Origin of the sequence: Streptomyces sp. NPDC006235 (assembly GCF_040613735.1) — a bacterium.
GTDB lineage: Bacteria > Actinomycetota > Actinomycetes > Streptomycetales > Streptomycetaceae > Streptomyces.
Genome location: NZ_JBEXSR010000018.1, coordinates 108,370 through 131,367 on the forward strand (window position 1 = coordinate 108,370; position 22,998 = coordinate 131,367).

At 72.9% G+C, this 22,998-nt stretch carries 17 protein-coding genes and 1 pseudogene; 9 read left to right on the forward strand and 9 right to left on the reverse strand.

Annotated elements, in window-relative coordinates; all coding sequences use genetic code 11:
- Positions 1-122: 122 nt before the first annotated feature.
- The gene (locus tag ABZ192_RS22085; RefSeq protein WP_356926150.1) at positions 123-1,616 is read right to left on the reverse strand and encodes a tryptophan 7-halogenase; all 1,494 of its coding nucleotides are present in this window, start codon (positions 1,614-1,616) and stop codon (positions 123-125) included.
- Positions 1,613-9,733, reverse strand: a complete 8,121-nt coding sequence (locus ABZ192_RS22090) for a type I polyketide synthase (protein ID WP_356926151.1) — start codon at positions 9,731-9,733, stop codon at positions 1,613-1,615. Before ABZ192_RS22090 ends, ABZ192_RS22085 begins: the two co-directional genes overlap by 4 nt.
- Before the next feature lie 107 nt (positions 9,734-9,840).
- Between ABZ192_RS22090 and ABZ192_RS22095 the strand changes: the two genes are divergently transcribed.
- Positions 9,841-10,380, forward strand: a complete 540-nt coding sequence (locus ABZ192_RS22095) for a phenolic acid decarboxylase (RefSeq protein WP_356926152.1) — start codon at positions 9,841-9,843, stop codon at positions 10,378-10,380.
- A 74-nt stretch (positions 10,381-10,454) separates the two neighbouring features.
- On the opposite strand, the pseudogene ABZ192_RS22100 reads toward ABZ192_RS22095, so the two are convergent.
- Positions 10,455-10,511: pseudogene (locus tag ABZ192_RS22100) on the reverse strand (hypothetical protein); the annotation flags it as partial.
- Positions 10,512-10,867: 356 nt separating this feature from the next.
- The gene (locus ABZ192_RS22105; protein WP_356926153.1) at positions 10,868-11,509 is read right to left on the reverse strand and encodes a CatB-related O-acetyltransferase; all 642 of its coding nucleotides are present in this window, start codon (positions 11,507-11,509) and stop codon (positions 10,868-10,870) included.
- A gap of 106 nt (positions 11,510-11,615) precedes the next feature.
- On the opposite strand from ABZ192_RS22105, the gene ABZ192_RS22110 reads away from it, so the two are divergent.
- The gene (locus ABZ192_RS22110; protein WP_356926154.1) at positions 11,616-12,980 is read left to right on the forward strand and encodes an APC family permease; all 1,365 of its coding nucleotides are present in this window, start codon (positions 11,616-11,618) and stop codon (positions 12,978-12,980) included.
- A gap of 137 nt (positions 12,981-13,117) precedes the next feature.
- On the opposite strand, the gene ABZ192_RS22115 is transcribed toward ABZ192_RS22110, so the two are convergent.
- Positions 13,118-13,567 (reverse strand): spore-associated protein, encoded by a 450-nt coding sequence (locus ABZ192_RS22115; RefSeq protein ID WP_356926155.1) that lies wholly within the window; start codon positions 13,565-13,567, stop codon positions 13,118-13,120.
- 368 nt (positions 13,568-13,935) lie between these two features.
- On the opposite strand from ABZ192_RS22115, the gene ABZ192_RS22120 reads away from it, so the two are divergent.
- From ABZ192_RS22120 to ABZ192_RS22135, 4 genes are all read left to right on the forward strand, one after another.
- On the forward strand, positions 13,936-14,958 hold the full coding sequence (locus ABZ192_RS22120) for a hypothetical protein (RefSeq protein ID WP_356926156.1): 1,023 nt from the start codon (positions 13,936-13,938) through the stop codon (positions 14,956-14,958).
- Between the two features lie 14 nt (positions 14,959-14,972).
- Positions 14,973-15,710 carry a class I SAM-dependent methyltransferase gene (locus ABZ192_RS22125; RefSeq protein ID WP_356926157.1) on the forward strand — a complete coding sequence of 246 codons (738 nt, stop codon included), beginning with the start codon at positions 14,973-14,975 and terminating at the stop codon, positions 15,708-15,710.
- A gap of 88 nt (positions 15,711-15,798) precedes the next feature.
- Complete coding sequence (locus ABZ192_RS22130; protein WP_356926158.1) at positions 15,799-16,602, forward strand: serine/threonine protein kinase; 804 nt, start codon at positions 15,799-15,801, stop codon at positions 16,600-16,602.
- The gene (locus ABZ192_RS22135) at positions 16,599-18,164 is read left to right on the forward strand and encodes a serine/threonine-protein kinase (RefSeq protein WP_356926159.1); all 1,566 of its coding nucleotides are present in this window, start codon (positions 16,599-16,601) and stop codon (positions 18,162-18,164) included. Before ABZ192_RS22130 ends, ABZ192_RS22135 begins: the two co-directional genes overlap by 4 nt.
- Here the strand turns inward: ABZ192_RS22135 and ABZ192_RS22140 are convergent.
- Positions 18,152-19,045 carry a hypothetical protein gene (locus ABZ192_RS22140; protein ID WP_356926160.1) on the reverse strand — a complete coding sequence of 298 codons (894 nt, stop codon included), beginning with the start codon at positions 19,043-19,045 and terminating at the stop codon, positions 18,152-18,154. The two genes, ABZ192_RS22135 and ABZ192_RS22140, sit on opposite strands and share 13 nt — an antisense overlap.
- A 238-nt stretch (positions 19,046-19,283) precedes the next feature.
- On the opposite strand from ABZ192_RS22140, the gene ABZ192_RS22145 reads away from it, so the two are divergent.
- Positions 19,284-19,733, forward strand: a complete 450-nt coding sequence (locus tag ABZ192_RS22145) for a hypothetical protein (RefSeq protein WP_356926161.1) — start codon at positions 19,284-19,286, stop codon at positions 19,731-19,733.
- A gap of 62 nt (positions 19,734-19,795) precedes the next feature.
- Here ABZ192_RS22145 and ABZ192_RS22150 read toward each other — a convergent pair whose 3' ends face one another.
- On the reverse strand, positions 19,796-20,173 hold the full coding sequence (locus ABZ192_RS22150; RefSeq protein ID WP_356926162.1) for a peptidase M23: 378 nt from the start codon (positions 20,171-20,173) through the stop codon (positions 19,796-19,798).
- A 52-nt stretch (positions 20,174-20,225) separates the two neighbouring features.
- Positions 20,226-20,600 (reverse strand): SH3 domain-containing protein, encoded by a 375-nt coding sequence (locus tag ABZ192_RS22155; protein WP_356926163.1) that lies wholly within the window; start codon positions 20,598-20,600, stop codon positions 20,226-20,228.
- A gap of 268 nt (positions 20,601-20,868) precedes the next feature.
- On the opposite strand from ABZ192_RS22155, the gene ABZ192_RS22160 reads away from it, so the two are divergent.
- A complete protein-coding gene (locus tag ABZ192_RS22160) occupies positions 20,869-21,297 on the forward strand; it encodes a VOC family protein (protein WP_020275995.1) in 429 nt (142 codons plus the stop codon).
- Between the two features lie 89 nt (positions 21,298-21,386).
- On the opposite strand, the gene ABZ192_RS22165 is transcribed toward ABZ192_RS22160, so the two are convergent.
- Entirely contained in the window at positions 21,387-21,839 is a 453-nt protein-coding gene (locus tag ABZ192_RS22165) for a YbhB/YbcL family Raf kinase inhibitor-like protein (protein ID WP_356926164.1), read from the reverse strand.
- Positions 21,840-21,954: 115 nt separating this feature from the next.
- Here ABZ192_RS22165 and ABZ192_RS22170 point away from each other — a divergent pair, with 115 nt between their 5' ends.
- Entirely contained in the window at positions 21,955-22,974 is a 1,020-nt protein-coding gene (locus ABZ192_RS22170; protein WP_356926165.1) for a sigma-70 family RNA polymerase sigma factor, read from the forward strand.
- Positions 22,975-22,998 lie beyond the last annotated feature (24 nt).

Below are 22,998 nucleotides of genomic sequence, written 5' to 3' on the forward strand. Positions count from 1 at the left end.
ACGCCAGTGTGTCGGGACGGGGCGGACGAGGACAGGCACAAAACAGGCCTACTGGGATGAGAGGGAGGGCCAGGGGCGCCGTGCGGGCGGCCGTCCGGCCGGACAGGGCGCACACGAGTGGCCTACGCCCCGGGCTCGACCCAGGCCAGCCCGTCCTGCGACGCGACCAGACCGCCGGGGCGCAGCGGTGCCTCGGCCTCCAACGGGCCGCCGAACAGGCCCCGTTCCTGCAGGACGGTTCCCTCCTGGAACACCTGCCGGAACGTCTCGGACTCGTAGAGGGGATTGCGCAGGTCGTCGGCGTCGGGGAGGCGGCGTACGGCTCGCTCGAAGTCACCGGCGGCCGCGGTGAGCCGTTCACCCGCCGGCCCGGCTCCCGTGAGCGACGCGTCGCCGGACGCCAGGCCGCCCACCAGCTCGACGAACGCCTCGAGTTCCGTCGTGCCGACGCTGGTGACCTTGCGCGCCTTCCAGAAGTACGACCGCTCGTCCTGGTGCAGATCGTAGAAGGAGACGAGGAACTCGTGGAACAGGCCGTACTCGTGCCGGTAGCGGGCCTCGAACTCGGCGAACAGACGCGTCTCGTCCGGGTTTCCGGCGAGGCAGCCGTTGATGGACCGGGCCGCGAGCAGCCCGCCGTAGGTCGCGAGGTGGACTCCGCTGGACAGCACCGGATCGACGAAGCACGCCGCGTCCCCGACGAGTGCCATGCCGGGCCGCCACAGCCGGGCCTTCCAGTACGACCAGTCCTTGCGGACGCGGACCTGGTCGTAGGGCCGCTCCGTGGCCTGCGGGACGCCGTCGAGGAAGCCGCGTACCTCCGGGCAGGCGTCGATCATGCGGCGCCAGGCGGTCGCCGGGTCCCGCTGGACGGCCTCGGCGTTCTCGCGGGCCACCACGGCTCCGACGCTGGTCAGGTCGTCCCGGAGCGGGATGTACCAGAGCCAGCCCTCGTCGAAGGCGGCGCAGAAGATGTTGCCGTCGTTCGGCGCCGGGAGCCGCGCGCCGCCGGCGAAGTAGCCGAACACCGCGATGTTGCGGAAGAAGTCGGAGTGGATCCGCTTTCCGCCGACGTGCGCGTGGATCCTGCTGCCGTTGCCGGAGGCGTCCACGACATACCGGGCGGCGGCCTCGCGGACCTCGCCGCCGGGCCCGGTCCAGCGCACCCCGCGGACTCGCTCCTCGTCGGCGAGCACGCCGGTCACCCGGCAGCCTTCCCGTACGTCGACGCCGACGCGGCGGGCGTTGTCCAGGAGGATCGCGTCGAACCGTGACCGCTCGACCTGGTAGGCGAACGAGGTCGGGTCGGCCAGCCGGGGCGACAGCGCGAAGGAGAACTGCCAGGGGTCCGGGTTGCGGCCCCACCGGAACGTGCCGCCGCGCTTCGGCTTGAAGCCCGCACGCGCCATCTCGTCCTCGACGCCGAGGATCCGGCACACGCCGTGCACCGTGGAGGGCAGCAGGGACTCGCCGATCTGGTACCGGGGGAAGGTCTCCTTCTCGACGAGGAGGACGCGATGACCGCGCAGGGCGACGGCCGCCGAGACGGTGGCCCCGGCCGGGCCGCCGCCGACCACGATGACGTCGAAGTCCTGCGGGTGCTGGGCGGAACTCATCGGTCTCCCTTCGCCGTTCGCGCGTCGATCCAGGTGCGGATCGCCGACACGGTCGTCTCCGCCTCTTCCCGCATCATCGTCAGGTGGTTTCCGGGGACGTCCACGACGTCGTGCGCCGTTGGCCAGGACGTCCGCCAGTCGTCCGCGTCGGCGGAGGCCGCCATGGCGGGCGTGGGCCGCAGCGCGCGTACGAGGAGCGTGGGCGTGGCGACCGGCTCGGGGTCCCAGCCGAGAAAGATCCGGTTGTAGGCGCCGATCGCGGCCAGGGCGCTGTCGTCGTCCCCGGTGACGAGGGGCTGACCGGTGGTGTCCTGCACGGAGCGTTCCCGCGGCGGCGGGGCGCCGAGGGACAGCAGCCAGTCCTTGCCGCTGTTGTCGGGCGTGACGTGGTACGTGTCCAGCAGCACCAGGCCCGCCGGTGCCCGGCCCCCGTTCTCCAGTTCGTGTGCCACCACGTGCGCGACGTTGCCGCCGGCCGACCGTCCCACGATCACGAAGGGCCTGTCCCCGACGTGCCGCAGCACGCTCTCGGCCTGCGTACGCGCCAGCGCGTCACGGTCCTGCGGCACGGCCGCACCGGCGCCGATCCCGGGATGCGGGAATTCCAGGACCTCCAGGGCCTCCAGGGCCTGCAGATCGTCCTGGAAGGCGCGGTGGAAGCGAGGGAAGTCCCCGCCGTCCGACGCGAGCGACGGATGGTAGGCCGGGAAGTAGACGACCGTCGGCCCTCCGGAACCGGAGCGGCCGGGGGAGCGACGGATCGGGGGCAGCGCGTGATCGCGGCCCCGGTCGGCCGTGAAGGTGGGCAGCGCCCAGGACGCGGTGACGAGCAGATGCATCGCCGCCACCGGTTGTCCGGCGGCGCTGACCGTCCGGAAGAGCGAGGAGAGGGTGTACGCCGACCGCTCGGGCCGCGTGGGCCCCGCGCTCTCTCCGGCGTCAGCGGCCCCTGCGGCGTCGGCGGCTCCCGAGGCCTCGGGAGCGGCTGCCGCGGCCGGTTCGCCGTCCAGCAGGCCCAGCAGGTGGCGTGCCAGTTCCTCGGCCGTACGGTGCTCGAACACCACCGCGGCCGACAGCCGGAGCTTCAGCGCCATGCTCAGCCGGTTGCGGATCTGCACGGCGGTGAGGGAGTCGAACCCCAGGTCGGCGAGGGACTTGCCGGCCGGGAGCGCGTCGGCGTCCGGATAGCCGAGCACCGCGGCCACGTCGGCCCGCAGCAACTCCACGAGCACCGGCTCCCGTTCGCCGGAGGACAGCGGGGCCAGCCGCTTCCGCCAGGCCCCCGGCTTCAGCATCTGGCCGGGGGACCCGGGACAGCCGGAGGAGCCCGAGGCCGTCGCCGCGGCAGTCGGCCCGTTCTGCCGGAGGAGTCCGAACAACGGCGGTGGCAGGTGCCCCGCGCCGATCCCGTCGGACCGAAGCGCCGCCCGCTCCAGCAGGACCGGTGCCAGGACCGGCTCCGTCGAGCGCAGAGCGGCGTCGAACAGGGCCAGGCCCTGCCGCGTGGACAACGGCATCACCACCTCACGTGCCGATGGGCGCTGCGGGGGCTGCCCCGCCGCCATGCCCCCGGCGTGCTCCCACGGGCCCCACGCCAGCGAGACGGCCGGCAGCCCCTCGGCGGCGCGGCGAAGGGCGAGGGCGTCGAGGAACGAGTTCGCGGCCGCGTAATTGCCCTGTCCCGCCCGGCCCAGCAGCCCGGAGACGGAGGAGAACAGGACGAACGCGGAAAGCCCCATGACCCGGGTCAGTTCGTGCAGATGCCAGGCCGCGTCGGCCTTCGGCCGCAGCACGGCCGCCATCCGCTCGGGGGTCAGCGAGTCCAGCACGCCGTCGTCGAGAACCCCGGCGGCGTGCACCACAGCGGTCAGCGGCGGCTCGCAGCGCTTGACCACCTCGCCCAGCGCGGCACGGTCGGCCGCGTCGCAGGCGACGATGCCGACCCGGGCTCCCAACTCCTCCAGTTCGTTGCGAAGTTCTGCTGCTCCGGGTGCCTGCGGCCCACGGCGACCGGTCAGCAGCAGATGCCGTACGCCGTGTTCGGCGACCAGGTGACGAGCCAGCTCCGCGCCCAGCGCGCCGGTGCCTCCGGTGATCAGCACGGTACCGTCCGGGCCGCCGAGGGCCACCGGTGCCGATGCACCACGGGCCGCAGCCAGCCGCGGAACCGTCACCTGGCCGCCCTGCACCCGGAGTTGGGACTCACCGGTGGCGACGGCCGACGGCAGCATCCGCAGGGACTCGGGCCGCCCGTCGACATCCACCAGGACGACACGACCGGGCAGCTCCGACTGCGCAGCGCGCACCAGCCCCCAGACCGCCGCACCCGCCAGGTCCGGCACCCGACCGGTGGCGTCCTGGGTGACCACGACCAGCCGTGAGCCCGCCGTGCCCGGGTCGTCCTGCCAGTCCTGCAGCGCTTTGAGGACGCGCCTCGTCAACTCGTGCGTGGCCGACAGCGGATCGGGGCCGGTCGCGCGGGCGACGGCTGTGACGGCGACGACTTCGCAATCCGTGCCGCCGGGCAGGTGGTCGGCGAGGTTCAGCTCGTCCGGCCCCCGCACGGCCCAGGGGCGCTGTTCGGCGTCCCCGGAGACGGCGAGGACGTCCCACTCGGGGCGCAGCAGGGCCCTTCCTACGAGGCCGTCCGTCATGTCGGCCCCGTCTGCCCGGTCGGTCGGGAGTTCCCTGCTGGTCAGCGAGTCCACGCGTGCCACGAGCCGGCCGGACGGGTCGGCCAGGGTCAGCGAAACCGTGTCCGGACCCGTCGGCGTCAGCCTGACCCGCAACTCCGTGGTCCCCGAGGCGTGCAGGCTCACTCCGCTCCACGCGAACGGCACCCGGACCGGGCTCGTGCCGGGGGACTCGGCCAGCAGTGGCGCGTGCAAGGCCGCGTCGAACAGCGCCGGGTGGAGTCCGAAGCGGTCCGCTTCCGGCGCGTGCGACGCGGGCAGCCGGACCTGCGCGAAGACGTCGTCGCCGCGCCTCCACACCGCGTCGACCCCCTGGAAGGCAGGCCCGTAGGCGAGCCCGGCGTCGGCGAGGGCGGCGTACGCACCTGTGAGCTCCACCGCCTCGGCGCCCTGGGGCGGCCACTGGGCCGGCACCTCCCCGGGAGCGCGGACCCGACCGAGCTGCCCGGAGACATTCCGGGTCCATGCAGCCACGGACTCCTGTGGCCCCGTCTCATCCGATCGCGAGTAGACGTCGACCGGCCGCCGGCCCGAGCCGTCGTCCCGCGCTCCCACCACGACCTGGACCCGCACCCCCGCGGAACCGGACAGGACGACGGGCGACAGCATCACGAGTTCGTCCACCGTCCCGCAGCCCACCTCCTCGCACGCTCGCAAGGCCATCTCCACGAACACCGTCGCCGGCACGACGACCCTCCCGGCGACGACATGGTCCGCGAGCCACGGCTGAGTCGCGAGGGACAACAGCCCCGTCAGCACCGTCCGGTCGGTGTCCGGCACCGGGAAGGCGGGCCCCAGCAGGGCCCCGGCGCCGGGCGTCGCCGGGCGCGGCGCGTCCAGCCAGTACCGCTGCCGCCGGAAGGCGTACGTCGGCAGATCCACGCGGCGCGCGCCGGAACCCGCGTACACCGCCGCCCAGTCGACGGGGGCCCCGGCCACATGCAGGCGCGCCACGGCCGACAGGAGTGTCTCCGGTTCGTAGGCACCGCCACGGGTGGCCACGGCGAGAACGGGGCCGCTCGTGGGCGCGTCGGTCAGGCAGTCGGTGGCCGCCGCGGTGAGTACGGGCCCGGGACCGAGTTCCAGGTAGGCGGACACCCCGTCGTGCGCGAGCCGGCGCACGGCGTCGGCGAAGCGCACGGGCAGCCGGGCGTGCCGCGCCCAGTATTCGGGCGAGCAAAGTTCTGCGGGATCGGCGAGCCGGCCCGTCACGGTGGAGACGATGGGAATGCGCGGCGGGCGGAAGGTCAACTCGCTTGCCACGACCAGGAAAGCGTCGAGCATCGGCGTCACCAGGGGCGAGTGGAAGGCGTGACTCACGCGCAGCCGGACGGCCCTGCGGCCGCGTGCCTCGAAGCCGGCAGCGATCGCGAGCACGGCGTCCCGTTCCCCGGAGATCACCACCGCACGGGGCCCGTTGACGGAGGCGACGGCCACCAGCGCCTCCAACCCCGGCAGCGCTGCGGCGACTTCCTCCTCGGTCGCGTCCAGCGCCACCATCGCACCGCCGTCGGGCAAGGCCTGCATCAGCCGGCCGCGCGCGGCGACGAGTGTCGCGGCGTCCGGCAGATCGAGCACGCCGGCGACATGCGCGGCCGCCAACTCGCCGACGGAGTGGCCCACAAGCCGGTCGGCCCGCACGCCCCAGGACTCCAGCAGCCGGAACAGCGCCACTTCGAAGGCGAACAGGCCGGCCTGGGTGAAGTCCGTACGGTCCACCAGAGCCGCTTCCGGCGAGCCCGGCTCTGCGGACAGCACGGCGCTCAACGGCTGGGGGAGACGGTCGTCCAGGTACCTGCAGACCTCGTCGAAGGCGTCGGCGAAGACGGGGAAGGCGGCGCGCAGTTCGGCGCCCATCCGGGGGCGCTGGGCGCCTTGCCCGGTGAACAGGAAGGCCGTGCGGATCTCCTGGTCGGCCAGTCCTCGGACGACTCCCGGGGTGTCCCGGCCCCGCGCGAAAGCGCCCAGCTCGTCCAGCATCCGGGCGCGGTCACCGGCCGGCACGAACGCGCGGTGGGGGAGGGCCGAGCGCGACACCGCCAGCGAGTGGGCGATGTCGGCAGGTGACAGGCCCGGCCGGTTCGCCGCCTCGTCCGCCAGCCGTCGGGCCTGGGTGCGCAGGGCGGTCTCGTCGGCGGCGGAGAGCAGCCACGGAACGGCGGTGGCGAGCAGCCCGGGACCGGGCGGCGCCGCGGCTGCCTCCCGGGAGACAGCCGTCTCCTCCTCCGGCGCCTCCTCCAGAATCACATGCGCGTTGGTCCCGCCGATCCCGAAGGCCGAGACCCCCGCACGCCGGGGCCGGTCCGAGACCGGCCAGGGCCGGGGCGCGGTCAGCAGTTCCACGCGGCCGGCGGACCAGTCGACGTGCGGCGTGGGCGAGCCGGCGTGCAGGGTCCGGGGCAGTTCGCCGTGCCGCAGGGCCTGCACCATCTTGATGACGCCGGCGACTCCGGCAGCCGCCTGCGTGTGCCCGAGGTTGGACTTGACCGACCCGAGCCACAGCGGCCGCTCGCGGCCCTGTCCGTACGTGGCCAGCAGGGCCTGCGCCTCGATGGGGTCGCCCAGCCGGGTGCCCGTACCGTGGGCCTCCACCGCGTCCACGTCACCGGCGCGCAGCCCCGCGTCCGCCAGCGCCCGCGTGATCAGCCGTCGCTGTGCCGGGCCGTGGGGCGCGGCGAGCCCGTTGGAGGCGCCGTCGGAGTTCACGGCGGAGCCGCGGAGCACGGCCAGGACCGGATGGCCGTTGCGTCGCGCGTCGGACAACCGCTCCAGCAGGACGAGTCCCACGCCCTCGCCCCAGGCCGTACCGTCGGCCGCCGCCGAGAACGACTTGCACCGCCCGTCCGGCGACAGCCCGCGCTGCCGGCTGAAGGCGAGGAATGGCTTGGGCGTCGCCATCACCGTGACCCCGCCGGCCAGCGCCAGCGAGCACTCGCCCGAGCGCAGCGCCCGCGCCGCCCAGTGCAATGCCACCAGCGAGGACGAGCAGGCGGTGTCTACCGTGATCGCGGGACCGCGCAGACCGTAGACGTAGGAGATCCGCCCGGAGGCCACGCTGCCCGCCGAGCCCAGACCGAGGTGCGCCTCCAGGTCGTGGGGGCGGGAGAAGCGGGCGGAGTAGTCGCCGTACATCACGCCCACGAACACGCCGGTGTCGCTCTCGCGCACGGACGCCGGGGCGATCCCGGCCCGCTCCCACACCTCCCAGGACGTCTCCAGGAGCAGCCGCTGCTGCGGATCCATCGCGAGCGCCTCGCGCGGCGAGATCCCGAACAGCCCGGCGTCGAACTCCGCTGCCCGGTGCAGGAACCCGCCGTGTCGCGTGTACGACGTGCCGATCCGGTCGGGATCAGGGTCGTACAGGGCGTCCAGGTCCCAGCCGCGGTCGGCCGGGAACTCCGAGATCGCGTCCCGCCCCTGTGACACCAACTCCCACAAGTCCTCGGGAGAGTTCACGTCACCGGGATACCGGCAGCCCATGGCGACGATCACGACGGGATCGTCCTCGGGAGACCGGTCCGTTCCGCCGCAGGGCTGCGGGCGCGCCATGGGCCCGCCCTCGAAGAGCGCCCCGCGCAGATGCCGGGCCACCGCGGCCGGCGTCGGGTGGTCGAAGACCAGCGTCGACGGCAGGCTCAGACCGGTCAGGGCGCCGAGCCGGTCCACCAGTTCGACGACGCCGACGGATGTCATGCCGAGATCGGTGAACGGACTGTCCGCGTCGGGCAGATCGCCCGGTGCGCGTCGGCAGACCCCGGCCGTTTCGGCGAGCACCGTCTCGCGCAACGCGCGCTCCTGGTCGCCGCGCGAGAGGGGCAGAAGCCGCTCGCGCAGGGCCGCCGGGGCGGTGCCGGGCGCGGCCGGGGCGGCCGGAGCGGGGGCGGTCAGCTCGTGCCGGGCGATCTTGCCGGACGCGGTGCGCGGGACGGCCATGATCTCGCGGATCTCGGCCGGCACCTTGTAGTCGGCCAGCCGGGTCCGGCACTCGGCGAGCACCTGCCGTGCGTCGAACCCGTCCGGACCCGGTACGACGAAGGCGACCGGCACCTCGCCGAGCACGTCGTGCGGCACCCCCACGACCACGGCCTCGGACACGCCGGTGCACTGCGCCAGAGCCTGCTCGATCTCCGTGGGGTGGATGTTCTCGCCGCCGCGGATGATCAGCTCGCTGACCCGGCCGGTGAGCCGGAGATGGCCGTGCTCGACGCGGCGGCCCAGGTCGCCGGTGCGGTACCAGCCGTCCCGCAGCGCGGCGGCCGTCGCCTCGGGCTGCTCGTGGTACCCGGTCATCAGGCCGGGCCCCCGCACCCAGACCTCGCCCTCGGCCCCGTCCGGGACGTCCTCACCGCTGCGCGGATCGACGACGCGTACGTCCACGCCCGGCACGGGCGCGCCGCAGGAGCCGTCGACCCTCGGCCCGTCGGGACGGTTGACGGCGATCATGCCGCAGGTCTCGGTGCTGCCGTACGCGTCCAGCAGCGGCGCCCCGAGGGTCTCCTCCACGGCCGCGCGCAGAGCGGGACCACTCGGCGCCCCGGCCACGAGGCACAGCCGCAACGCCGGCGGGGCCTCGCCGCCCGGGCCGAGCAGCCGGTGATACGTCGCGGGGACACCGGCCAGCAGGGTGAACGGCCCGCCGAGCCCCGCGTGCGCGGTGAGCAGCTCCTGCCGCAGACCGCCCGGAGGCAGAAGGTCACCGGCGATCCGGGCGCTCGCGCCCACGGCCGTCACGCCCAGGATCGCCAGCGAGTGGCTGAAGCTGTGGAACAGCGGAAGCGGCCAGAGCAGCCGGTCGTCGGGCGAGAGACCGAAGACCGGCGCGTAGCAGGCGGCCACGGACCACAGCGCGGCCCGCTGCGTGGACAGCACGCCCTTGGGCCGGTGCGTGGTGCCGGAGGTGTAGAGCATCCAGGCCGGATCGTCGAGGCCGAGTGTGTCGATCTCCGCGTCCTCGTCGCTCTCGGCGTCGCTCTCGGCCGCCTTCCGGAACGACCGGGCGCCGTCCGGGACCGGTCCGCTCCCGGTGACCAGGGCGCCCAGGCCGTCGTACGGCGGTCCCAGGCGCCGCAGTTGTGCGAGGTGCGCGGCGTCGGTGATGACGAACGCTGCGCCGCTGTCCTGGAGGAAGTGGGCCAACTCGGCGTCGGAGGAGCGCGGGTTGAGCGGGACGCCGACCATCCCGGACCGCAGGACGGCGAGGCAGCTCTCCACCGTCTCCACGCGGTTGCCGAGACAGATCGCGACCCGGTCGCCGCGCCGCAGTCCCGTCCGGGTGAGGTGGACGGCCAGGGAGCGCGTGCGCCGCTCCAGCTCGGCGTAGGTGACGCTGCGCGCGGAGTCGGAGTAGGCGACCCGCTGCCCGGCCATCTCGGCGTGGTTCCGTAACAGCTCGGGCACCGGCCGTATCAGCTCGTCACGCCTCATGTCTCCGCCTTCCGAACCCTCGCGCCGCAACGATGTTGAGCCTATGCGAACGGGGCTACTCGTACGGTCCGCCGCAGTGACACGCGCGGCAGCAAGGAGGTACCCCCATGGCCAGCAACGGAGCACACGTGACCACCGTCGAGAACCCTGTCCCCGCGCAGGAGCTCGCCGGGATCGTCGGCCACCGCTTCATCTACACCTACGCCAACGGCTGGCAGTACGAGATGTACGTGAAGAACCCGACCACCATCGACTACCGGATTTACTCCGGCATGGTGGGCGGCCGCTGGGTCAAGGACCAGCCGGTCGACCTCGTCCAACTGGACGACGACCACTACAAGATCTCCTGGAACGAGCCCACCGGTACGTCGGTCTCCGTCAACGTCATGCCCGGCAAGCGCCGCCTGCACGGCGTGATCTTCTTCCCGCGCTGGGTCGAGGAACACGGCGAACGCACTGTCCTCTACCAGAACGACCACCTCGACGAGATGCGCAAGTACCGCGACGAGGGCCCGACCTATCCGATCTACGTCGTCCCGGAATTCGCCAAGATCACCCTCTTCGAGTACGTCGGCCCCGACGACGACACGGTCGTCTCCACGGCCCCCGGAGACCTCCCGCCGGGCTGGTCCGACCGCACCAACTGAGCCCAAGGCGTTCTCAGCGGTGGGGCGGCGGGTACCTCGGGAGTGTCGCGGATGTCCTCGGCGGTCATCCGGAACCCCTTTGGGTATGCGTCGCGCCGGGTGCGGCGGTCGGGCTCGCTCGTGCGCCACATGTACAGGCACTGCGGGCACTGCAGCACGTCCCAGACGCCCGGGACGGGGAGCTGAAGACCAGGTCGGCGCTCTGGTGGGCGCAGTGGGGGCAGACGGTGGCGGTCGGGTCGGCCATGTCCGGTGTCCTTTCCGGGTGTTGGTGCATCGGTGGTCAGCGGCGGGCGGAGAGCCGCTGCAGCCGGGTGAGCCACTCGGCGGCCTCGGGCAGGTCGTGGACCTGGGTGCTTCGGGTGCAGAGGCTTCCCCTGGCCCACGGCCTTCGCCCGCTTCTCCCGGCAGCGGTCCGGGGAGACCCCGGCGGCCTTCCGCGACCGGGCCCGGGGCGGCCCGCGATGAGGGCGCGCGCCAAGGCGCCTCAGGCAGGAGGCCGGGCGGCCTCCAGGTCGGCGATGCTGCCCGACATGATCGTGCGCACGTGCTCGGTGATGTGCTCCGCCGGCCAGTCCCACCAGGCCACCGCCAGCAGCCGGGCGACGTCCTCGTCGCTGTAGCGGGTGCGGATGAGGCGGGCCGGGTTGCCGCCGGCGACGCCGTAGTCCGGCACGTCGCCGGTGACCACGGCGCCGGAGGCGATGATCGCCCCGTGCCCGATCCGCACGCCGGGCATGACCGTCGTGCCGTGGCCGAACCAGACGTCGTGGCCGACGACGGTGTCCCCCCGGTCGGGCAGGCCGGTGAGCAGGTCGAAGTGTTCGGCCCAGGAGCCGCCCATGGTGGGGAAGGGGAAGGTCGAGGGGCCGTCCATGCGGTGGTTGGCGCCGTTCATGAGGAACCGCACTCCGGTGCCCAGCGCGCAGAACCTGCCGATGACCAGCTTCTCCGGCCCGTAGTGGTAGAGCACGTTGCGCGTCTCGAACGCCGTCGGGTCGTCCGGGTCGTCGTAGTAGGAGTACTCCCCGACCTCGATCAGCGGGGACTTCACAAGTGGCTTGAGCAGTACCACCCGGGGCTGCTCGGGCATCGGATGCAGGACTGTCGGGTCGGCGGGCACGGGCATGGGGGAGGGGTCCTCATCGGTAGCGGCTGCGAGGCATCACTCCCGGCCTACCGGGCAGGGAGACGGTGTTCCGGTCCGTGTCCATCGAACGCCTCAGGGAGCTTTCGTGTCCACAACCGACAGGGATGCAGCCGCCGCGCCGGACAGAGGGGACGACACCCCGCTGCGGCGTGCCATAGGTCCCAGACTCCTGATCCTGTTCGTCATCGGCGACATCCTCGGCACCGGCATCTACGCCACCACCGGTCAGGTCGCCGGCAAGGTCGGCGGGGCGCTGTGGCTGCCGTTCGTCATCGGGTTCGTCGTCGCCATCCTGACAGCCGCCTCGTACGTCGAACTCGTCGGCAAGTACCCGAAGGCGGCCGGAGCCGCGCTCTACACCCAAAAGGCGTTCCAGGTCCCCTTCCTGACGTTCATCGTCGCCTTCATGGTCATGTGCTCGGGCCTGTCCTCGGCGAGCGCGGCGGCCCGCGCGTTCAGCGGCGACTACCTGTCCGAGTTCACGGACTTCCTTCCGCCCACCCTCGTCGCGATCCTGTTCATCCTCGCCCTGGCGGCCCTGAACCTGCGGGGCGTGTCGGAGTCCGTGAAGACCAACGTGGTCCTCACCGTGGTCGAACTGACCGGCCTGCTCGTCATCCTCACGATCGGCGCCTGGGCCGTCCTGACCGGTGACGGCGAGCCCTCCCGGCTCGGCGAGTTCCAGGCCGAGGGCAGCGGTTACGCGCTGCTCACCAGCGTGCTGGGGGCGACGGCCCTGGGCTTCTTCGCCTTCGTGGGCTTCGAGGACTCCGTCAACATGGCGGAGGAGACCAAGGATCCCGTACGGACGTTCCCGCGCGCCATCTTCATCGGCGTCGCCGTCACCGGCACCATCTACGTCCTGGTCGCCCTCGTTTCCTCGCTGCTCGTCGACTACCGCGTGCTGGAGGACTCCAGCGGCCCGTTGCTGGAGGTCGTCAAGGCCGGCGGGATCGACTTCCCGCCCAAACTCTTCGCCCTGATCGCGCTGTTCGCGGTCACCAACTCGGCACTGATCAACATCATGATGGCGTCCCGCCTCTGCTACGGCATGGCGAACGAGCGCATCCTGCCGCGTGCCCTGGGCCGCGTACTGCCCCGGCGCCGCACCCCGGTCGTCGGCATCGTCTTCGTGTCGCTCCTCGCCATCGGCCTGGTCTCCACCGGGGAGATCGAGGGTCTCGGCGACACCACGGCCTTCCTCCTGCTGTGCGTCTTCGCCGTCGTCAACATCGCCGTCCTCGTCCTGCGCCGGGACCGCGTCGGGCACCAGCACTTCCGTACGCCGACCGCCCTGCCGGTGCTCGGTGCGATCACCGCCCTGATCCTGGCCAGCCCGCTGTCCGACCGGCCCGCGGAGGTCTACGTCCGGGCGGGCGTGCTGGTGGCCATCGGCATCGGACTGTGGGTGCTCAACAAGGTGGTGCTGAAGGTACGCGGCGAGGCGTGAACGACCGCGACCGCTCGGCCGTGTCCCGTGGAACGGCACCGGGCCACCACGGCTCCCGCGCGACGGCGGCGGGAGCGTGATGGCCCGGCAGGGGGTGTTTCACGGTGGTTCAACGGTCCGGGATGGTCAGGCCCCGGTCAGCGGGTGAACGTGACCCGGTGTTCCTTCAAGGCGCCGCAGTTGGAGCCGAACACCTGCACGTACACGTTCTTGATGCTGCCGCCCCAGTCGACGCAGTGGCCCTTGCCGTAGACGTAGGTCGGTCCGGCGAAGGACGTGAAGCGCCCGGCGTCCTCGTCGTACTCCTCGGTGTCGGGCACGGAGATCCAGGCGGACATGTCCACGGCGGTGCCGGGGCTGTTGCGGATGGTCGTGACGCAGTTCTTTCCGTTGGCGGCGTTGTACGTCAGGTAGACCGTGCCCAGGGAGCCGACGGCCGCCGAGTTCACGGTCTTGTAGGCGCTTCCGCAGACCTTCTGCGGAGTGGTGTTGGGCGCGGCGGAGGCGGGTGACGCCAGGGCGGTCGTGGTTCCCACGGTCAGCGCCGCCAAAGCCGACGCGGCCAGGACGGAACGGGTGAATCGCATATTTCCCCCTTGCAACTCTTCGAGTGGTTGCTCCTGCATGATGTGACCCGCCGGACACTCAAAGGGTTGTGCGTCAGTTCGCGGGAAAATCAGGCGAGTTGGGGAGCACGAGCGCGCGAGAATCCCGCTCGGCGGGCCGGGACCGGGTGGCGTCGAGCGGCAGGGGCCCGAGGATGCCCACGCTCGCCGCGTTTAGTCACGAGTCGCTTACAGCGCACGCGAGATCCCGAGGATCTGCTCAGGGGTGTCACACATGCTGCACATCCCCCTTCCAAAGTCTCGTTAGCGTTACGGCTCGATCCCACGTGCGAACGTGACCAGGTCGCGGCGGGCGAGCCGCCGACACAGCCAGATCGGGAAGACCACACATGGACTACTGCTCCTCGTGCCGTCGGCACCTCAACGGCGCCTTGGTCTGCCCGGGGTGCGGCGCCTACGCCCCGGACATCGACCCCGCCGCCGACGGCCGTACCGGCCCGGCCGCATGGGAGTACCCGGCCGCCTCCGGTGCGTGGCGCGCCGAGAACGTGTGGGACGACGGCAGCGTGTGGGACACGAACCGCGCCGGCACGCGGGAGCTGCCCCTCGCACACACCGGATCGTCCGGCGGCCGCCCCGAGAGCCCCGTCGCCCACCCGTCCGGCGGCCACGAGCCCCTGGGGCTCAGCTCGTCCGGCGGCCACGAGCCCCCGGCCACCGACCCGTCCGACGGACACGACGCCCCGGAGGCCGTGACCGGAACCGACGGCTACCAGGCCCCGCAGCAGGGGCGCGCGGCGCGGCGCCGTCAGATGGCCCGCTGGAAGAAGAACCAGCGCCGGGCCGTGGTGGCGACCGCCGTCGCGCTCGTCGGAGGCGGCCTCACCGTCGCCGCCATGAAGGGTGACTCGACGAACGGCGTGCCGTCGGCCGCGGCGCCCGGGGACAGGACCATGGGCGGCGCCGACGGTCAGGCGCCCGAGTACACCGAACCGACGTCCACCCGGAGCGACACCGCGCGGTCCGCGGCCACGCCCACCACTCCGCCGCACGCCGGCCGCACCTCGCAGCGCGAGAAGCCCCGGGCCACCACTGCGCGCAGCACACCGGCGGACCCGCGGACGGACGCGGCAGCAGCGCCCCGCGAGCTGCCCAGGACGACGCAGCCGAGGACCAGCGTCCCGGACACGGTCGACTCCGTCACCGGCGGCGCCGGAAAGTCCACGTCGACGGTGACCGAGCAGCGGACGACCCCGCCCGCGGCCGGCACCGGCAAGGACTCGCAGCAGGCCACGTCCCCCGACACGACCCCGGCCACGGCGAGCCCCACCCCGGCCGCGACGCCCCCCTCGAACTCCGGTTCCGACTCCAACTCCAAGGAACTCTGCCTGCTCGTCATCTGCCTGGGCTGAGTAGTTTCGGACGCATGGCAGACGAGTGCTTCCGGCATCCGCGGCTCGCCGCGGTCTACGACCCGCTCGACCCCGACCGCGCCGATCTCGAACCGTACCTGCGCATGGCGGAGGAGTTCGGGGCGCGCCGGGTGCTCGACATCGGCTGCGGCACGGGCGTGTTCGCGCTGCTGCTGGCGGAACGCGGCGTCGACGTCGTCGGTGTCGATCCCGCCGGCGCGTCCCTGGACGTGGCCCGCGGCAAGCCGGGCGGCGAGCGGGTGCGGTGGATCCACGGTGATGCGACGACCCTCCCGCCCCTGACGGCCGACCTCGCCACGATGACGGGCAACGTCGCCCAGGCGGTCGTCGATCCCGAGGACTGGCGGAGGACCCTGCGAGGGGCCCGTGCGGCCCTGCGGCCCGGCGGCCGTTTCGTGTTCGAGACGCGGGTGCCGGCCCGCCGTGCCTGGGAGGAGTGGAACCGTGAGGCGACGTACACCGTGACGGACGTCCCCGGTGTGGGCGACGTCGAGTCCTGGGTCGACCTGCTCGATGTGCGCGGGCCGCTGGTGACGTTCCGCTGGACCTATGTGTTCGCCGCGGACGGGCAGGTGCTGACGTCGGAGTCGACACTGCGCTTCCGTGAGCGGGACGAGGTCGAGTCGGAACTCGTCGCGCAGGGCTATGCCGTGGAGGACGTGCGCGACGCGCCCGACCGGCCGGGACGGGAGTTCGTGTTCGTCGCACGGCGTCCGCGAACAGCCCGCTGACGCGGGCCCTGCCGCCTCCGCGCGAGCGGAGTGGCGCCCGTACAATCCTGGCGACCAAATCGGGGGCGTCGGCAGCGGGGGAGTCCGCGTGGAAACCATCATCGTGCAGTTGCCCGGCCCCGCCCAGTGCGGCGGGGACGACCCGGGCAGGCCCGACCTGATCCATCTCGGGCCAGGGGACATCGCCGACTTCGGCCGCGGCACGTCCGGCGGGGCGGGAGTGCGCATCATGCTGACCGACCCCGGGATCTCGCGCCGCGCCGGGCAGTTGGAGGCGGCCGGGGACTACTGGCGGCTGTCCAACTTCAGCCGCAGAGTGTCGTACGTCGTGGAGAACCTGGAGGGAGCCGGCGAGTACCTGACCGTCGCCCCCGGGCGGCTCGGCGCGCCCGTGCCGTTCGAGTTCTCGCGCGTGGTGCTCCCCGCCCTGTCCGGCACCGCGGCCTTCAAGGTGTTCGCACCGCAGCACGCCTACCTCGGCGAGCAGGCCGCGCCGGGCGGCGGGGAACTGACCGTCCACCCCTTCGCCCTGGACCCGACGTCGAAGTACTTCCTCGTGCTCGTGGCCCTGTGCGAACCCCGGCTGCGCGACCCCTCCGACTCGGCGCTGCCCGGGGTCGGGCAGATCGTGGAGCGGCTGCGGCCGCTGGAGACCTGCCGGGACCTGACCCGCTCCGCGGTCAACTACCACATCGACTACCTGGCCTTCGCCAAACTGCGCCTGGACCTCGGTGAGGAGACCGCGACCGGAGCCGACGGTGGCCGCACCGGAGCCAAGCGCTCCCGGCTCGCCTCCGTCGCCCTGCGCTTCGGCCTGGTGCGCGAGGAACACCTCAGCCTGCTGCCGTCCCGCGCAGCCGGCCGCCTCACACCCCAGGAGGCCGGCGCATGACGAGACCCGACGTCCCGGACGACATGGCGGACGACCTGGAGATACCCGGGCCGCCCCGCCTCCCGGAGGGTTTCCGGATCGACGGCTGGGAGGTGGGCGCGGTCATCGGCTCCGGCGGCTGGGGGACCGTGTACGAGGCCCGCACCGTCGCCGACGGAACGCCCGTGGCCGTGAAGGTGCTCCCGACCGGCGCACTCGGGCCCGGGCAGCGCGCCGCGCTCGGTGAACTCGTCGAGCGCGAGGTCCGGTTCAGCGCCGAGGCCGACCACCCCCACCTGGTGCGGACCCACGCCGTGTGCACCGTCGAGGCACCGGAACTGCCCACCCTGGACGGCGCGTTCGCGCTGGTCATGGACCGTGCCGAGGCGAGCCTGAAGGACGTCCTGGACACCGCTGTCACCGGGGGGCCGATCGACGGCGCCGACCGCGTCCTGCGAGGGGTCGCCGCCGGACTCGCCCACATGCACGACGCCGGCTGGGTGCACGGCGACCTCAAGCCCGCCAACGTCCTGCTGGGCCCGGCCGGGCAGGTGTGGCTGGCGGACTTCGGGCTGGCCGCCGAACTCGACGGCACCCACGCCCATCTGCCGCCGCTCGGCACCCTCGACCACCTGCCGCCCGAGTGGTGGTCCCAGCGCACCGGCACCCAGGGCGCCGTCGTCCGGCCCACCGCCGACATCTGGGCGTTCGGCGTCCTCGCCCACCAGGTGCTCGCCGGCGGGCTCCACCCCTTCCCCGGCGCGACGGCCCGGGCCCGTTCCCTCGCCGCCCAGGCCTACGCACGCGGCACCGCACCCCTGCGGCTCGACGCCGGCCTCGATGACGGCCTGCGGCGGTTGATCGCCGACTGCCTGGCGCCGGACCACACCACCCGGCTCCCGCACACGGCCCGTGACGTCGCCGCCCGCGTCGAGGACCTCACCCGCGGTCCGCACCCGAGCCGGCGACGCCTGGTGCCGGCCGTGGCGGCCGGGCTCGCCGTGCTGACCGCCACCGCACTCGCCGGGGCGGCACTCCTCGGCGGGTTCGGCGACACCCAGGACGACGACCGCGACCGGGGCGCCCCCGCCCCCGTCGCCGGCACACACAGCCCCGTCCCCGGGGAGATCCCGGAGAACTCCGACGTCCCCGAGGCGCTGCGCCCCGTCATCGCCCGCGCCGCCCACCGCTGCACCGACGAGGAGATCACCCCCGCCCTCCTCGCCGCGCTGCTCAAGGCCGAGAGCGGCTTCGACGTGAACGCCGCCCGCCCGGAGAGCGAGGAGTACGGCATCGCCATGTGGACGCCGTCGGTGTTCCGGGCCTGGGCGGTGGACGGCGACGGGGACGGCGACAAGGACCACATGTCGCCGCCGGACGCGATCGCCACCATGAGCCTGTACGTGTGCTGGCTCGACCAGCGCTTCAAACAGGAGGGACTGCCGAAGAAGGACCTGCCCGCGCTGGTCGCGGCCGGCTACCGCACCAGCGACCGCACGGTCATCGAGGAGGGCGGCGTCCCCGCACGGGTACGCCCGCACGTGGACAAGGTGCTGGGCTACCTCGCCGCCTACGAGCGCTGACCTCCCGAGCCGCACTCCGTGACGTCCGGCAGGCGGTTGCCGGGTGAGCTGATGTAGATGCTGGAGACGTAGCCGCCGTACTGGGGCAGATAAGCCCACCACTCGTTGGTGTAGGGCGGCACACTGACCACCTGGCCCCGCACCTGACAGCCCACCAGCACCTCGACCCCGGCCGGGAGCCGCGTGACCCGGGCGTCGTCCGTGGCCGGGCCCTTGCGGACGTTCACGGACTCGCCCCAGGTGCCGAACCAGGTCCCCGCTGGCCGTACCCCGCCCGGCACGTTCAGCGAGCGGGTCAGCCGCCCGAGGCCGGTGTACGCCTTCCCGTACGGCGTGCCGGCCGGATGCAGCGTCAGCACGGCCACGATCGTGCGGTCGTCGGCGCCCACCGTGCCGGTGGTGTGCAGTGCCGGGCGGGTGAGGTCCACGGCGGCGGCCCTGGTCCCGGGAACGGTGGCCTTGGTCCCGGGAACGGCGGCCGGCTCCGGCTCGGCCGCCGTTTCCGAGGCGCCGCACGTCCCCTTCGCGTACTCCCCGGACCAGCCCTGCTTCACCGCCCATGGGCGGTCGAACGAGCCCGCGATGCCGAAGTGCTGGTCGAAGTGGCCCGAGGCGCAGCGTGTGGAGCGGCGCAGGTTGTCCATGACGAAGTCGCGGACGGGGGCGGGCGCCCTGTCCAGGAGGTGGCGGTAGATCGCGACGGTGTCCCGGGCCGACAGGGCGGTGTAGCCCCAGTAGCCCTCGTACCCGGCGGGCGGCGGCGCGGTGTCGCGCAGACCGAGCCGGGCCGAACACGGCGACCCCGGCGGTGACGCCGTCCGGGACCAGAGCGGCCCGTGCCGAAGGGGCGGCCGTCCCCGGCCGGGGGACCGCGGCCGCACCGCCCGTGAGCGACGCGACCGTCACGAGGGTCGCGAGCGCGGCGGCGCCGCGCAGGAGCACACGCATGGTTGCCCTTTCCGAAACGGGACGACCTGGGGGTCGACCCTGATAAATGTCAGGTGTCGCCGGCCTGGTGACCGTCCGTACGGTCACCCCTGTGAGCGATGCGCCGGCCGGACCGCCGGCTCGCCCGCGCACGACCACGACATCCGCCGACACACACGAAAGAGGGGGCTCATGAGCCGCCGATCGCTCAGGACACTGCTGGCCGCCGGGGGCGCCGCCGCGGTGATGGCGCTCCTCCCGACCGCCGCCCACGCCACGCCGCACTCGGGCGGCAACTACGGGGCCTACGGGAACGAGGGGCAGTACCCCACCATGAACTACTGCTCGGGCACCTTCCGCCAGGTCGGGGCCACCAAGTACGCCGAAGGCATGGCCCTGAAGTACTTCTACTCCGAAAAGTGCGGTTCCTTCGCCCGGATCGAGAACTCCCGGCCCGGCTGCGCCGCCGTACTCCAGCGTTCCGACAACGGCGTGGGACGGGTCGACGGCTGGGTCTCCGAGACCGTCGACTCCGGCATCACCTACGCCTACACGCAGATGGGCAACAACCTCAACGGCCGCGTCTCGCGCGCCCTGCTCTCGTGCGACGGCCACGACCTGACCCAGACCGGCTGGTACTGAGCCGCACACACGCCACAGGGGGCGGCCGGTGCTCCGGTCCGCCCCCTGTGGCGCAGGGTGCGTCAGCAGTCCGGGACTCCCGCGATCTTCTGGCCGCCCCGGATGTACAGGTTGTTCACCCAGGCGATGTCACTGCCGGCGAACTCCTGGACCGCCGTCCACCAGTTGTTGGTGCCGACGGCCGGGTCGCGCACGGTCTGGCCCTGCGTCTGGCACACGGCGTCCGCCCACCACTTCGAACGGACCGCGAGACGAGGGGAGTCGGAGGTCGGCTGCTGGCGCAGGTTGACGTCGGTGGCCCAGACGTAGACGTCGGTCAGGGTCGGGTCGCCGCCGTTGGCAGCGGCGGCCGGGGCCGCCTGGGCGGTGGTGGCGAGGCCGCCGACGGCGAGCGCGGCCACGGCGAGGCCCAAGGCGGTACGGCTGATCATTCGCTTCATGTGTCTGTCCCCCGTAGGACGATGGTGTGGTCGGGCGTGGTCATGGTCCGGGTCAGCAGCGCGCCGAGGCCGGCAGGTCGCCGTACTCGTTGCCCTTGAGGTAGACGGCGCTGACGTAGCCCTCGAGGAGCTTCACCCAGACGTCGTTGGAATAGCCGTTGTCGGTGATGCGCTCGCCGCGGGTCCAGCAGTAGGCGCCGAGCGGCTGGCCCGCCGGAACGGTGGCGAGGATCCCGTGGGAAGTGCCCGGGCCGTAGCGGACGTTGACGGCCTCGTACGGCACGACCGCGTACGGCGCGGCCATGACGCGGGCGCCGCCCTGCTCACCGGCGGCGGACGCGGCCGCGGTCCCCGCGGTGAGCGGGCCGAGCAGTGCGAGCGCCCCGGCGCCGACGAGCGCGGCCCTGGCGAAGATGCGAGTGGACATGTCGAGTTCCCCCTGAGGTGTGGCCGACGCTCAGAACTGTAGGGAGAGCAGGGGCGACGCGGTCCCTGACAATTGTCAGGGTCGCGCAGGCCAACAGGGGTACGGGCGAGGGCACTTGGGCTGCCGGACGCGAGCCGCGCGATACGGCCGAAAACCGCTCGACGACCACACCCGCCGCTGTCTACGATCCACGCGCGGCATCGCGTGTCGGTCACCGGCCGGGTGAGGCATGGAGGCGCCGCGAAGATGCCCGTGGAGGCATTCAACCGTGTCTGTCGAGTTCAATCACACCATCGTCCTGTCCCGTGACCGGGAGAAGTCCGCCCGCTTTCTCGCGGAGATCCTGGGCCTGGAGGTCGGGGCACCGGCCGGGGTGTTCCTGCCGGTGACGACCGCCAACGGCGTCACGCTGGACTTCCTCACCATCGATGCCGACATCCCCATGCAGCACTACGCGTTCCTCGTCTCCGAGGACGAGTTCGACGAGGCCCTCGCCCGGCTCGTCGCGGCCCGGATCCCGATCCAGGCCGACCCGCACGGCAACCACCCGCGCAAGATCAACCGCAACGACGGCGGCCGGGGCGTGTACTTCCTCGACCCGGCGGGCCACGGCCTGGAGATCATCACCCGCCCGTACGGCGCGGACCCGTCCTCACCGCTGAACGGCGTCACTGAGGACGTCCCCGGGGCGATCTGAGCCGGCCCGGGCCGGGGGCGTTCGCCGACCGGCGAGCTGCCCCGGCCCGGGGTCGGCCGGTCAGGCGCCCTGCGTGTGCGCGGGCCGTCTCAGCGCTGGTAGAGACCCACCAGCGTGCCGTCCGCGATACGGCGCTTCTCGACCTCCTCGTGCACCTGGTCCGCGCGGGGCGCGTCGGGCAGGACGCACGGCTCGGACAGGGCGTAGAGCCGGAAGAAGTAGCGGTGCGCGTCGTCGCCGGGCGGGGGATGCGGGCCGCCCCAGCCCCGCTGCCCGTAGCCGTTCACGAGTTCCGTGCCGCCCGGCGGGCAGTGCCCGGCCTCGACGCCGTCGCTGTGCGGGTCGATGCCGACGACGACCCAGTGCGCGAAGGTGCCCGACGGGGCGTCGGGATCCTCGCAGAGCAGGACCAGCTCGGCCGCGTCGTCCGGTACGCCGCTCCAGGTCAGCGGCGGAGAGACGTTCGGTCCCTCGTACGCGTACCGGCGCGCGATGAAGGAGTGGTCGTTGAACGCGTTGCTGCGCAGTTCGATGCCGGTCATGTGCCCCGGGGTACCCCCGCGGGACCCGGACATGCGGTTCGGGACCGATGGCCTCGGGTACCCGTGAGCCGTCCGTAACGCGCCGGAAAGAGGCAGGGGACGGAGGACCACGAGAATGTCTCCCCTGGCAGAAGACCCCGCGGCACACCCCCGGGAGGACCGCCGCGCCCCCGCCCGCACCGCACGGCTGCGCAACCGCATCCCCGAGCCCGACGAGGAGCCCGACCTCCTTGGCCAGTACCTCACGCAGATCGCGGCGACACCGCTGCTCACGGCGGAGGACGAGGTCCGGCTCGCCCGGCGGATGCAGGCCGGCGTGCGGGCGCTGGAGGAACTGGAACGGGCCGACGCCGGTGAGATCGACCTCGCGCCGGAGCGGCGCGGAGAGCTGGAGGAGGCCGCACGGGACGGGCAGGCCGCCAAGGACCACATGGTCCGGGCCAACCTCCGGCTCGTCGTGTCGATGGCCAAACGGCACGCCCACCGGGGGCTGCCCCTGCTGGACGTCATCCAGGAGGGCAACCTGGGGCTGATCCGGGCCGTGGAGAAGTTCGACCACACCAAGGGCTTCAAGTTCTCCACGTACGCGACCTGGTGGATCCGCCAGGCGATCGAGCGGGGCCTGGCCGCGCACGCGCGCACCGTACGGCTGCCGATGCACGTCGTCGAGCAGCTCCAGAAGGTCGCCAAGATCGAACGGCGGCTGCAGCTCGACCTGGGCCGCGAACCGAGCGTCGACGAAGTGGCCCGCGAGAGCGGCCTCGCCGCCGACAGGATCGGCTGGCTGCGCCGCGTCGGCCGGCAGGCCGTCAGCCTGGACACGCCCGTGGACGAGACCGGCGAGACCGTCGTCGGCGACCTCATCCCCGACACCGAGGTGCTCCAGGCCCCGGAGGTCGCCGAGTACCAGGCCCTCGCCGAGGAACTGCACGAGGCCGTCGGCACGCTCGCGCCCCGCGAGGCCATGATCCTCAGCCTCCGCTACGGCCTGCACGACGGCCACTCCCGCAGCCGCGACGAGGTCGCCCGCCGCGTCGGCCTGACCCGCGAACGGGTCCGCCAGCTGGAGAAGGAGTCCCTCGCCCGGCTGCGGGCGCCGGAGAACCGTGACCGCCTGATGGCCTGGGCGGGCTGACTCCCGGCCGAGCCACCACCCAGG

What these genes read in the sequence shown, in the direction of transcription:
- ABZ192_RS22085 (WP_356926150.1), bottom strand. Translation starts at nt 1,616, where the DNA reads ATGAGTTCCGCCCAGCACCCGCAGGACTTCGACGTCATCGTGGTCGGC.
- ABZ192_RS22090 (WP_356926151.1), bottom strand. Translation starts at nt 9,733, where the DNA reads ATGAGGCGTGACGAGCTGATACGGCCGGTGCCCGAGCTGTTACGGAAC.
- ABZ192_RS22095 (WP_356926152.1), top strand. Translation starts at nt 9,841, where the DNA reads ATGGCCAGCAACGGAGCACACGTGACCACCGTCGAGAACCCTGTCCCC.
- ABZ192_RS22105 (WP_356926153.1), bottom strand. Translation starts at nt 11,509, where the DNA reads ATGCCCGTGCCCGCCGACCCGACAGTCCTGCATCCGATGCCCGAGCAG.
- ABZ192_RS22115 (WP_356926155.1), bottom strand. Translation starts at nt 13,567, where the DNA reads ATGCGATTCACCCGTTCCGTCCTGGCCGCGTCGGCTTTGGCGGCGCTG.
- ABZ192_RS22120 (WP_356926156.1), top strand. Translation starts at nt 13,936, where the DNA reads ATGGACTACTGCTCCTCGTGCCGTCGGCACCTCAACGGCGCCTTGGTC.
- ABZ192_RS22125 (WP_356926157.1), top strand. Translation starts at nt 14,973, where the DNA reads ATGGCAGACGAGTGCTTCCGGCATCCGCGGCTCGCCGCGGTCTACGAC.
- ABZ192_RS22135 (WP_356926159.1), top strand. Translation starts at nt 16,599, where the DNA reads ATGACGAGACCCGACGTCCCGGACGACATGGCGGACGACCTGGAGATA.
- ABZ192_RS22145 (WP_356926161.1), top strand. Translation starts at nt 19,284, where the DNA reads ATGAGCCGCCGATCGCTCAGGACACTGCTGGCCGCCGGGGGCGCCGCC.
- ABZ192_RS22150 (WP_356926162.1), bottom strand. Translation starts at nt 20,173, where the DNA reads ATGAAGCGAATGATCAGCCGTACCGCCTTGGGCCTCGCCGTGGCCGCG.
- ABZ192_RS22155 (WP_356926163.1), bottom strand. Translation starts at nt 20,600, where the DNA reads ATGTCCACTCGCATCTTCGCCAGGGCCGCGCTCGTCGGCGCCGGGGCG.
- ABZ192_RS22165 (WP_356926164.1), bottom strand. Translation starts at nt 21,839, where the DNA reads ATGACCGGCATCGAACTGCGCAGCAACGCGTTCAACGACCACTCCTTC.
- ABZ192_RS22170 (WP_356926165.1), top strand. Translation starts at nt 21,955, where the DNA reads ATGTCTCCCCTGGCAGAAGACCCCGCGGCACACCCCCGGGAGGACCGC.